Source organism: Pseudomonas sp. HMSC066A08 (assembly GCF_001813025.1).
GTDB lineage: Bacteria > Pseudomonadota > Gammaproteobacteria > Pseudomonadales > Pseudomonadaceae > Pseudomonas > Pseudomonas aeruginosa.
Genome location: NZ_KV811348.1, coordinates 569,186 through 579,371 on the forward strand (window position 1 = coordinate 569,186; position 10,186 = coordinate 579,371).

At 64.8% G+C, this 10,186-nt stretch carries 7 protein-coding genes; all 7 read left to right on the plus strand.

Features of this window, described 5'->3' with window-relative positions:
* Positions 1-330: 330 nt before the first annotated feature.
* On the plus strand, positions 331-972 hold the full coding sequence (locus HMPREF2886_RS26405) for a two-component system response regulator TtsR (RefSeq protein WP_033969830.1): 642 nt from the start codon (positions 331-333) through the stop codon (positions 970-972).
* Entirely contained in the window at positions 969-4,550 is a 3,582-nt protein-coding gene (locus HMPREF2886_RS26410) for an ATP-binding protein (protein WP_083318618.1), read from the plus strand. Before HMPREF2886_RS26405 ends, HMPREF2886_RS26410 begins: the two co-directional genes overlap by 4 nt.
* A gap of 250 nt (positions 4,551-4,800) precedes the next feature.
* Entirely contained in the window at positions 4,801-6,270 is a 1,470-nt protein-coding gene (gene gbpA / locus HMPREF2886_RS26415) for an N-acetylglucosamine-binding protein GbpA (protein WP_228240828.1), read from the plus strand.
* Between the two features lie 68 nt (positions 6,271-6,338).
* Positions 6,339-6,854, plus strand: coding sequence for a cytochrome b (locus HMPREF2886_RS26420; RefSeq protein ID WP_033969834.1), 516 nt, complete (start codon positions 6,339-6,341; stop codon positions 6,852-6,854).
* A 5-nt stretch (positions 6,855-6,859) separates the two neighbouring features.
* The gene (locus HMPREF2886_RS26425; protein ID WP_070748738.1) at positions 6,860-7,372 is read left to right on the plus strand and encodes a type II secretion system protein N; all 513 of its coding nucleotides are present in this window, start codon (positions 6,860-6,862) and stop codon (positions 7,370-7,372) included.
* Complete coding sequence (gene gspD / locus HMPREF2886_RS26430; RefSeq protein ID WP_033975710.1) at positions 7,369-9,273, plus strand: type II secretion system secretin GspD; 1,905 nt, start codon at positions 7,369-7,371, stop codon at positions 9,271-9,273. Before HMPREF2886_RS26425 ends, gspD begins: the two co-directional genes overlap by 4 nt.
* A partial coding sequence (locus tag HMPREF2886_RS26435; protein WP_168172033.1) for a GspE/PulE family protein occupies positions 9,261-10,186 on the plus strand: 926 nt, incomplete at its 3' end. The genes gspD and HMPREF2886_RS26435, both read left to right, overlap by 13 nt.

Here is a 10,186-nt window from a genome sequence, read left to right on the forward strand (position 1 = left end):
CAGCATCGGCGGCGGCGCCAATGCGCCGCCGCTTCCACCTCACCCATACCAGAATATTCCGACAGCCAAATCCTGACAGCCGAACAATCAGCAGTCACGAAGGGGGCCATCGAATCATGGCTTAGTGCCACTAAAAGCCGCTATTTGCGGGCTTTCCTTCCAAAAAATCATAGGAAATTTCCTACCTAAATTCAGAAAAATCCTGATTAAACCTACAGAATCGATCTATAGAATTCGAACCCGTCCAGAGCAGATTCCTGTCAGAAAACCAGCCAGACATCGGTATAGGTCCGGAGCTGCGAAAACTCCACTTCAAACGGGTTCGACTTCATGAAAACACGTGTTCTCCTCGTCGACGATCATGCACTCACCCTGATCGGCATGCGTTGCCTGGTCAGCGCCTATGACGATCTGCAGATCGTCGGTCAGGCCCAGGACGCCGACGGCCTGCTGACACAACTGGAAAGCCAGCCCTGCGACCTGCTGATCACCGACCTGATGATGCCCGACAGCCAGCAGGCCGACGGCCTGCGCCTGGTGCAGAGGGTGCGCCGGCGTTATCCGGAGCTGCAGATCATCGTCGTCACCATGCTCAACAACCCGGCACTGATCTCGTCCCTGCTCAAGCTGGGTATCCGCGGCCTGGTGAGCAAGCGCGGCGTCCTCAACGACCTGCCCAAGGCGATCCGCCATGGCGGCCGCCGGCCCTTCCTGTCGCGCTCCATCGAACACCTGCTGGAAGTAGGCCAGGCCGGGCACGGCAAGCCCCTGGCCTGCCTGGCGGACCTTACCCCGCGCGAGGTCGAGGTCCTGCGCCTGTACGGCAGCGGCCTGGCGATCGGCGAGATAGCCCTGCGCCTGAGCCGCAGCAAGCAGACCGTCAGCGCGCAAAAGAGCAGCGCCATGCGCAAGCTCGGGCTGGATACCAATGCCGGGCTCTACCTGTATATCCAGGAGAGCGGACTGGCTTGAGCAAGGGTTCCGCAGCCCCACATGCTGGCGGCATCCTTCGCACCCTGGGGCTGCTGGCACTCTGCGCCATCCTGGCACTGATCCCTCGACCGGCGCCGGCCGATGCCGGTGCGGCGAACGCGCCCCCCAGCAACCTTGCGCAACTGTCGCGGATGCGCCAGAACCTGCCTGAGCGCCCCTTGCGCGTCGCCCGGGTGCTGCGAGATGCATCGCACCAGGAAAGCAAGGGCGGCCAGATACTCAACGGTATCACCGACGACTACCTGCAACTGATCAGCGAATTTCTCGACCTTCCCCTGGAAAGGGTCGGCTATTCCTCGGTGGAAGCCAGCCTGGCCGGCCTGCGTAACGGCGAGGTCGACCTGCTGCCGCGTGCCAGCGATTTCGAGCGGCACCTGCCCGGACTGATCTATAGCAGCCCTTATCTGAACAATGCGCCGATCATCATCGGCCGCAGCGACGATCGGAGCCTGCCCCCCGATCTTCATGGCAAGCACGTGCTGCTGCTCAACCACTATCTGCATCCCGATACCGTCCGCCAGGCCTACCCGGGCGCCCTGCTGGAGAGCGTCACCGGGACCGCCGCGGGCCTGCAGCGGCTGGCAGATGGCAAGGCGGACGCATTCATCGGCGACAAGGCACGGGCGAACTTCCATATGCTGCAACGGCCTGACCTGAAGCTGCAGAACAAGTTCGCCGCCAACCTCTCCAGCCAGGGCTTCGCCTTTGCCGCCCTGGCATCTCGCCAGGAACTGATCGCCCTTATCGATCATGTACTGGAAACCACTCCAGCCTCTCGCAAGCAGGAGTTCCTCCAGCGCTGGACACCGGCCCGGCAGTTGTTCGCCCCGACCGACGCCTTCGCTCTCAGCCCTGGCGAACGCGAATGGCTGAAGCAGAAGCGGGTTCTGAGCCTGATCGTCGAACCCACGCCTCCCTATTTCTTCCGGGATAGCCGAGGGCAATGGAGCGGGCTCGGCCTGGACGTCCTCCGCTCACTCTCCGATACCTACCAGTTACCGTTGGAGATTCTCGACAGCCAATCCCCTGCGCAAGCCCAACGGCGCCTGCAAAACGGCGAAGCACTGCTCGCCAACAGCCTTCTCCCCACTCCGGAGCATCGCCGGCAACTGGCATTCAGCATGCCGTTCGGGGTCCAGGGCTGGACCTTCGTCATCCGCCAGCACTCCAGCTCGCCCAGTTCGTTGGAAGCCATGAGCGGCAGACGCCTGGCCATCGCCCGCAACCATCCGCTGCGCGGCTACCTGGAGCGTCACTATCCTGGAATACAACTGGTCCTGGCCAACAGTGGCCATGAGGCCTTTTCCCTGGTCGAGAGCGGAAGAGTGGACGCCACTCTCCAGGGAATACACAACCCTCCCCATTGGCTGCATGAGCACGGTCTGCGCCAGGGCGAACGCATCGATGCCACGCCGACCCCACAGGTGTTCGCCGTCTCGGCGCAGAACACCGAACTGCTGAGCATCCTCAACAAACTCCTGGGCAACCTCGCTCAGGAAGGTGGCTCCGGCTCTGGCCTGCGCCTCATGGCCAGCTCGCTTCAGGGGGACAATCTCTGGCAGCACCTGCCGGATGGCTTCTGGCACGCGATGCTCCTGGCCGGCGTGATCATCCTGCTGTCGCTGCTATGGAACTGGCGACTGAAGAATCAGGTGCATCAGAAACTTCTCGCACAGAACCAGTTGCGCGACCAACTGGCCTTCCAGTTTTCGCTGCTCAACGGCCTGCCCACGCCACTCTACGTGCGCAACCTGGAGGGACGCCTGAGTACCTGCAACCGCGCCTACGAACAATTCTTCGGCAGATCGCTGGAAGAACTGATCGGCACCACGCCGACCGAACAGGGCATCTGTCCGCCAGGCCTGGCCCATACCCTGGAACTCGAATACCGCGAGCTGCTGCATCATCGCCAGCCGCGCTATCTCGATTGCTGCATCGAGGTGGACGGCGAGACGCACCAGATCTATCAGTGGCTGATGCCCTTCTACAACGCTCGCGGCGAACTCCAGGGCCTGCTCGGCGGCTGGATCGATATCAGCGACCGCCAACGCCTGGAAACGGAACTGCGCGAAGCCCGCCGGACGGCGATGGCTGCCAGCGCCGCCAAGGGCGAGTTCCTCGCCACCATGAGCCACGAACTACGAACCCCGCTGAATGCCCTGGTCGGCCTGCTGGAACTGGAGGGGCAGCGCGCCCCCTCGGAAAACCTGCGCATCGCCCAGCAATCGGCGGGTGCGATGATCGACCTGATCGGCAACATCCTCGATATGGACAAGATCGAGACCGGCCAGATGCTCCTGGCTCCACAGCCTACAGACCTTGGCGCGCTGCTGCGGGAAAGCCTCGAACTGTTCACCGGCCAGGCCCGGCAACGCAACCTGGCCCTGGAGCTGGATTGCTCGCTGACTGCTGGACGCCTGCACCGCGTTGACCCCCTGCGCTTGCGTCAACTGCTACATAACCTGCTGGGCAACGCACTGAAGTTCACCGAGGTCGGCCGGGTGCGCCTGAGCGTCGAGGAGCGTCCGGGGGACGCTGGCCACAGCCTGCTGATATTCCGCGTCAGCGATACCGGCATAGGTATTCCTCGGGAAGCGCAGCCGCACCTCCTGGAGCGTTACCGGCAGGCCAGCGCCGATACGGCACAGCGCTACGGCGGTTCCGGCCTGGGCCTGAGCATCTGCAGCCAGTTGGTTCGGTTGATGGGCGGACGCATATGGATCGATAGCGAACCAGGCCAGGGCTGCGAAGTAGGTTTCGAACTATCGCTGGCCTGTCTGGAAAGGGTCGACGAAGCGCCTCGGGGCGCTCTCGCCGCCGGCAACGAAAGGGTAGGATCGTTGAAGATACTGATCGTCGATGATGTCTCCACCAACGGCCTGGTACTGAGTCAGCAGCTCAAACGCCTGGGACATGTAGCTACCGCAGTGCACAGCGGCGAGGCGGCCCTGGAGGCCTGGGACCGGCAGCATTACGACATCCTGATCAGCGACTGCAACATGCCCGGCACGGACGGCTACGGGCTGGCCCGACGCATCCGCCAGCGCGAAGCGCAGCGGGGGCAGCCACGACGCATGATCATTGGCTACACCGCCAGCGCGCTGGCAGGAGAAGCCGAACGCTGCCGGGCAGCGGGCATGGACGAATTGATGATCAAACCCGTCACCCTCGGTCGCCTGCGCGAAGTGCTCGCCTGCGCGCAACCGGTAAGCACCGCTATCGCTCCCTCCGGTGGCGCCGGATTCGACATCAGCCACGTGGACGGCCTGACCGGCGCCGACCCGACCCTGCTGAACCGTCTGCTGACCGAGTTGCGCAGCAATCTCCAGCAAGAACTGGCAGCCCTCCGACAACCCATGGCAGCCACCGAGGCCGAACAACTGGTTCATCGCCTGAGCGGACTTGCCTGCACCATCGATGCTCCAGGTCTGATCCGTGCCTGCCTGGAACTCGAAAAGGCCGCCCGGCGGGACGACGGCACATTGCAGCGGCAGCAAGAGCGGCTTCTGGCCGTCATCGGCGGCCTGCTGACGGACGTCGAGCGGCAGCTTTCCTGAACGAGTTGTCCGCCTCCCCATGAGACCTACACGAACAACCTACAAATTCAGCCACACCTTTCCTACACCATCCTAGCCATATTCAGACTCGTCCAATGTGAGTCCCGTTCTACCGACGGCATCCTCATTCCTCCTCGCAGCAGCCAGGTTTCGACGGCATCGCCATCCAGTCGGGCGGCTGCTGCGAAGCGACCCGATGAATCATTCAGAACAAGGTAGAACGATGATCCACTCCAAGCGCTCGCGTGTCATGAGCAAACTTCCCCTCGCCCTGGCTATCGGCCTGGCGGCCCTGAGTTCCCAGCAGGCGTTCGCCCACGGCTATATCGAAAGCCCGAAGTCCCGTGCCTTCATGTGCTCCGCCAAAGGCGGCAACCTCAACGCCAACTGCGGCTCGGTCACCTATGAACCGCAGAGCATCGAGTATGCGCCGGGCGTCAACCATCACTACCCGAGCAGCTACTGCCCCGGCGACTTCACCCAGTGCGGCCCGGCTGACGGCACCATTGCGGCCGGCGGCATCGCCAACTTCGCACCGCTGAACGAGCAGACCGCTACCCGCTGGCAGAAAACCACCATCAGGCCCGGCGTCAACGAGTTCAAGTGGCGCTACACCGCTGGCCACGCCTCGGCCTACTACCAGTTCTACATCACCAAGAAGGACTGGAACCCGAACCAGCCGCTGACCCGCGATTCGTTCGAACTCAAGCCGCTGCTGCACCAGGACGCAGGTGGCGTCCGTCCGCAGTCCGGCCAGACCTCCTCCTATAACGTCAACATCCCCAGCGACCGCAGCGGCTATCACGTGATCCTGGCCACCTGGAAGATCGCCGACACCGCCGCGACCTTCTACCAGGTCGTCGACGTGAACATCGACAACAACGCCGTGCCGCCGAGCGAGTGGACCAGCATCGGCGCCGTACAGCCCGAGCAACTGCAGATCGGCGACAAAGTGATGACCCGTGTCTTCACCAAGGCCGGTGAACAGGCCAATCGCCAGACCGTACTGGACATCACCGGCGCCACCGAAGCCCAGGCCAACACCTGGCCGTTCCTGCTCGCGCAGAAGGCCAACAAGGCCAACGCCGGCTACCAGATGGGCATGTTGAACGCAGACGGCGAAGTCGTCCCGAACTATGGCGTCAACAACGTCTACACCAAGGCCGGCAGCGACGTGGTCCGCGTGGAGATTCAGAAAGAGCAGCCGACCGTTCCGGGTGAACTGAGCCTCTCCGGTCTGCAACCGAGCTACACCCTGAAGGGTGGTGCCGCGGACCTGCATTTCACCGCGATCGCCCAGGGCGGCACTTACACCATCGACGCCACCGTGTTCAACGGCAAGGGCGAGAGCATCGCTCACCAGCAGGCCGAAGCCGGCAACAACGCGCCGCACTTCAGCATCCCGCTGCGCAACGCCAGCGCCGGTGACTACGACCTGGTAGTGAAGGCCAAGCCCGAGAAAGGCGAAATGCTGCAGGAAAGCCACCGCTTCAGCCTGAAGGCCGAAGACAACGGTAATGGCAACGGCAAGTACGACTTCGTCTTCCCGGACGGCCTGTCCAAGTACACCGCCGGCACCACCGTCCTGGCGAAGGACGGCAAGACCTACGAGTGCAAGCCGTTCCCGTACAGCGGCTTCTGCAAGCAGTGGAACGCTGGCTCCAACCAGTTCGAGCCGGGTGTCGGCTCCAACTGGCAGACGGCCTGGACTCGCAAGTAATCCAGCATCCAGCAATACGGAGCGCGGCGCTTCGCCGCCGCGCTCCTCGTCGCTTCAGGAACCTCGCCATGACTTCCGAAAAATACTCACGGCCACGAATGCTGCTGCATTGGTGCTTTGCTGCGATCATCGTATGGGCCAGTCTCAGCGGATTCGCCAACACGCTGCTGAACCTGCCGGAAGCGATTTCGCACGGCATATCCTTCATCAACGTCTCGCTCACCACCTTGCTGATTCCGCTGTTCGGTGCGCGCCTGTACTTCGCTCTCGCGCACCCCGTCGCCGAAGAGCCCGCACAAGCTCTACACGGCGCGGCACTGCTGGCCAAAGTCGGACACCTGGCTCTCTACATGGCCATCGGCCTGGTGCTGCTGAGCGGCGTGCTGATGATGGAGCACCCCATCGACTTCTTCGGCCTGCTGGTTCTTCCGCAACCCTTGCACGAACCGCTCCTCACCGCATTCTTCAACCGCGTCCATCGCTATGCGTGCGTGGCCCTGACCCTGTTGGTGGTCGGCCACATCGGCGCGGTCCTGATCCATCAATGGCGTGGGCACCCGGTGCTGCGCCGCATGCTGCCCTGACCGCCATGTCACGCCGCCTTCCGCACCTGCCGCTCGACCGGGCGACCCTGCCCATCGCCGCCGCCCTTCTCTGCAGTTGGCTCGGCTGGCTGGGTCTGGAGAGCTGGCAATACATCGACTCCCTCGCCGAGCAGGCATCCGTGTCCGTACCGAGCGCCGTACCGCCGCGTCCCGCGCCGACACCGCTGGATGCCCACAACATCAACCGTCTGTTCGGCGCCGTACCGCCGGAACAGCAACTGCACGCCGTCCCGCTGGTGCTCCTGGCCAGCCTGGCCGACACCCGCGCGGAGCGCTCCCGTGCGCTGATCCAATCACCGGAAGGTAGCGCCTTCTACGGTCTCGGCGCGCGCCTGCCGGGTGGCGCGCTTCTCAAAGCCATCGCCACCGACCGCGTACTGATCCTCTCGGGCGGACGCGAGCAGGTACTCCCCCTTCCCGGCCATACGACCCGCCTGCTGGCACCGCTGGCCGTCGGCGACGCCAAGTCCTCCGCCGAGGCAGAGAACACACCATGAAACTGACCCGACTCACCAGTGCCCTGCTGATGCTCGGCACCCTGTCACTCCCCCTGGCCACCCATGCCAACGACCAGGACGGCCGCCTGTGGACGCTGAACATGAAGGACGCGGAACTGCGCGACCTGGTCAGCGAAGTCGGCGAAATCACCGGCAAGACCATGGTTCTCGACCCGCGCATGAGCGGCAAGGTAACGGTGCAGTCCACCTCCGCCATGGACCAGGACGGCATCTACTCGCTGTTCCTCAGCGTCCTGCGCAGCCAGGGCTTCGCCGCCCTCGACCAGGGCGACCGGGTACTGATCGTGCCGGTCGCCGAGGCCAAGACCAAGGCCAACCGCCACAGCGGCCGCGACAGCGAAGCCTTCGTCACCGAGGTGCTGCCGCTGGACAACGCCACCGCCAGCGAAGTCTCCGCGGTGGTCCGCCCGCTGGTGGCCAACGACGCCTACGTCGCGCCCTCGGCCAGCTCCAACGCCCTGGTGGTCACCGACAGCGCCAACAACGTCGAACGTATCCGCCAGGTGGTCCGCGAACTCGACGACGCCGGGCACAAGTCCTTCACCACGCTGAAGCTCAAGCACGCCTGGGCCAGCGAAGTGGCCAAGACCCTCAGCGAAAGCGTGGCGCAGAACGGCGGCGGGCCCAACACCGCCAAGGCCATCGGCGACGCCCGCAGCAACCGGGTGATCCTGGTCGGCCCGGCGCCGCTGCGCGAACAGATGGCGCGCCTGGCGCGCTCGCTCGACGTGCCCGGCGACGCCAACGACAGTACCCGCGTGGTACGCCTGCACCACAGCGACGCCAAGCAACTGGAAGAACTGCTCAACGGCATCGGCAAGCGCATGGAAAACGGCGCCCGCGGCGGCAAGGAAGGCACCCAGGGCAGTCCGATCATGATCAGCGCCGACACCAGCCAGAACGCCCTGGTGCTGATGGCCGAGCCGGCGCAACTGGCGATGCTCGACAACGTCATCGCCCAGCTCGACCGGCCCCGCGCCCAGGTCCTGGTGGAAGCGGCGATCGTCGAGGTCAGCGGCGACATCAACGAAGCCCTCGGCGTGCAGTGGGCCGCGCGCGCCGGCGACCTCGCCGGCGGGACCAACTTCGGCAACAGCGGCATGAGCATCGGCAGCCTGCTCGGCCAGGAAAGCGGCAAGCGCCCGAACCTGCCCGACGGCGCGATCATCGGTATCGGCAGCCGCAATTTCGGCGCGCTGGTCACCGCACTGTCCAGCGACTCCAACAACAACCTGCTGTCGACCCCGAGCCTGCTGACCCTGGACAACGAGGCCGCGGAAATCCTGGTCGGGCAGAACGTGCCGTTCCAGACCGGCTCCTACACCACCGACAGCGCTGGCGCCAGCAACCCCTTCACCACCGTGGAACGCAAGGACGTCGGCATCACCCTCAAGGTGACCCCGCACATCAACGAGGGCGACACCCTGCGCCTGAAGGTGGAGCAGGAAAGCTCGGAGCTGGCCAGCGCGCCGGCCGGCATCTCCACCAGCGACGTGATCACCAACAAGCGCTCGGTGAAAAGCACCATTCTCGCCGACGACGGGCAGATCATCGTCATCGGCGGGCTGATCAAGGACAACGTCAAGACCCAGGTCAGCAAGGTCCCGGTGCTCGGCAGCATCCCGCTGCTCGGACGGCTGTTCCGCAGCACCAAGGACGTCAACGAAAAGACCAACCTGATGGTATTCCTGCGCCCGACACTGCTGCGCAACAGCGCCACCGCCGACACTCTCAGCCAACGTAAATACCAGGACCTGCGCCAACTGCGCCCGGCCGGCGGCGGCGCCAACGGCCTGCTGCTGCCCACCGATCCGCGTCGGCTGTTCGACGGCTCCGCCGAGGACAAGGTCGTCGACATGCGCAAGGAATCGCGCCGGTGAGCGCCGCGCACCTGCCGTTCAGCTATGCGCGCCGGCACGGCGTGCTGCTTGACGACGGCCATCTCTACTGCCGCGCCGATACCGCGCTGGCGATCCTCGCCGAAGTGCGTCGCCGCCACGCCGGCGCGTTGCGTTGCCAGGTGCTCGGCGCGGACGAGTTCGCCCAGCGCCTGGCCGAGCACTACCGCGACGGCCGCGCCGATGCCATGCAGATGGCCGAGGGCCTCGGCGAGCAGATCGCCGAGCAGGACGACCTGGCCAGTCTCGCCGAGCAGTTGCCGCAGACCACCGACCTGCTGGATCAGGAAGACGACGCGCCGATCATCCGCCTGATCAACGCCATCCTCGGCGAGGCGGTGAAGGCCAAGGCCTCGGACATCCACCTGGAAACCTTCGAGCAGCACCTGTCGGTGCGCCTGCGGGTCGACGGGCTTCTGCGCGAAATCCTCCGCCCAAGACGCGAGCTGGCCGGGTTGCTGGTGTCGCGGATCAAGGTGATGGCCAAGCTGGACATCGCCGAAAAGCGCATTCCACAGGATGGCCGCATCGCCCTACGCATCGCCGGCCATGAAGTCGACGTGCGCGTCTCGACCCTGCCCTCGGCCCACGGCGAGCGCGTGGTGATGCGCCTGCTCGACAAGCAGGCCGGGCGCCTCGACCTCGGCCGCCTGGGCATGGCCGAAGGCACTCGCGAACGCCTGGAAGGCGCGCTGCGCAGGCCCCACGGGATCATCCTGGTCACCGGCCCCACCGGCTCCGGCAAGACCACCACGCTCTACGCCGGACTGGCCAGCCTCAACAGCCTGACCCGCAACATCCTGACCATCGAGGACCCGGTGGAATACCACCTCCCCGGGATCGGCCAGACCCAGGTCAACACCAAGGTCGACATGACCTTCGCCCGCGGCCTGCG